This is a genomic window from Pseudoxanthomonas wuyuanensis (assembly GCF_900215535.1).
Taxonomy (GTDB): domain Bacteria; phylum Pseudomonadota; class Gammaproteobacteria; order Xanthomonadales; family Xanthomonadaceae; genus Pseudoxanthomonas_A; species Pseudoxanthomonas_A wuyuanensis.
The window spans coordinates 1-1,811 of the sequence record NZ_OCND01000027.1; the positions used below are offsets into that span (position 1 = coordinate 1).

The following is a 1,811-nucleotide window of genomic DNA, read 5'->3' on the forward strand; positions in this document are numbered from 1 at the left end:
GCGGGATCTTCTCTTGCCGGAGGGATCCCCTACAGTCTGCCAGCTCACCCCTTCTTCGGGCGCCGCGGGTGTTGCACTTACTTTGTTAACCTGCGGGGCCTAACAATTCATTCAAGCCGACCCCGCTTCGCGGGGCGGCTTAATTCAGGCGTTAGAGCGCTATGGAGGTTCCAGGGGTGCGATTCTTTCTTCTCCCAATGCTTGCTTTGCTCGCCATGCCGGCGGTGGCTACGGATTCCGCAGCAAGTCGCCTCGCTCAAGCAGCTCGTTTTGACTACGCAACGAAATTGGCCACGACGCTGGCCCTTCAGGGACACATTCCAAAGGCCAATTTCGACTGCGTTGCAGCAATACCGCTAGGCACTTACACAGGACCAATTGCCGGCTTTATTGGTTCCAAGCTAAACACCGACGAGATAGCCACTGCACTTTCCTTCTACGAGTCGCCTGTTGGAGGTAAGTACACGCAATATGGCATCGTGCAGTTCTACAAGCTCAAAGCCATCCCAGAGGATTTGACGGTCCCTGACATCGACAAGAATGAGATGCAGCAAATCGTTGCCTTTTCCCGCAGTAGCGCTGGAGTCAAACTGATGGCCCCAGACTTCTCTCGTGGGATGGTGCTGGCGGCAAAGTCTGCAGAGGACAAAGAGCTGGTGGCCTGTGGTTACAAGGGCGCGCTCTAACAATTCATTCAAGCCGAAACCGCTTCGCGGTTCGGCTTAACTCAGGTGTTAGGGCGCTCATGGGCATGTCCGGCTGGCCAATCTTTGCCAACCTCTGCAAGGAAGCTTTCGGAGATTGCAATTTTCAAGAGCAACTCATCAAATATTGTGGTGGACAGCCTGACATTGCATGGGCAACCTTCTACCACCTCGGAGACGACAGCATTCCTTGGCTGCACCGACACATACCTTCGTTGGACGGCGCAAGACCGGTTGATCTCATTGCATCAGGCGGCGCAGACTCTGTTCGTAATTGCCTCTTGGGCTTTCCCTGCTGATCGCCCTAACAATTCATTCAAGCCGACGCCGCTTCGCGGCGCGGCTTAATTCAGGCGTTAGGCGGCAAGGCAGCAATCACGCATGTCCAAGATCAAGAGCTACTCGACGAGATTCCTGTGCTTAGCACTAGGTGCGATAATGGCTTTGGCGGCTTTTTTTGTTGGCTATGACACAAGCTCACTCCTGCGCACGGTAGTCTTTGGATTCATGTCACTGGTTGCAGTTACCTACTTGCTCTCCTCCGTAGTCGGCACAGATCGGTGGCGGAGCTTTCTTATCGGATTTTCTCCATGAGTGTAGGATTGCCGCCTAACAATTCGTTCAAGCCGAGCCCGCATCGTTATGGCTTTGATCTGACAGCTGGCTAGGGCGGGCCAGCTTAACTCAGGCGTTAGGCACCTATGTCGGTTTGGTCAGGCATCGTATATAGAGGCTTCTGGGATTTTCCGCGCATGGTCGTTGCAAGGCACGGCGAGGATACGTTTCTGTTCTACTCGCGATTCGATGATGAGCTCGATGACTATATCGACCACTATGAGGTCTGGCGGATGCCGCACCTGACGGATGAAGAGTTGAGAGAGTCTTGGGTTGGACTGGAGTCCAGGGCGTTAGAAAGCATGCCTCCGGTTGGATTGCGCGAGCTGCCCTTTACTGTCACTACTCGCAACTCCATTGATATGGACGTTCTGCTTCGCGGAGAGGGTCGGTAGGTGGGTGAATTAACACTCCAAGTGCAACGCTTCTGACGCTTGCTGGATTCTCTGCGCGGGTGTCTGGAAGCCATAGCGTTTTCTCGGTCGTTGGTTG

General features: G+C 54.2%; 1 protein-coding gene. It reads left to right on the forward strand.

The annotated features are described in order from the left end of the window. The first annotated feature begins 197 nt into the window (after positions 1-197). Entirely contained in the window at positions 198-686 is a 489-nt protein-coding gene (locus CRO39_RS20170; RefSeq protein ID WP_141400889.1) for a hypothetical protein, read from the forward strand. The last annotated feature ends 1,125 nt before the right edge of the window (positions 687-1,811 follow it).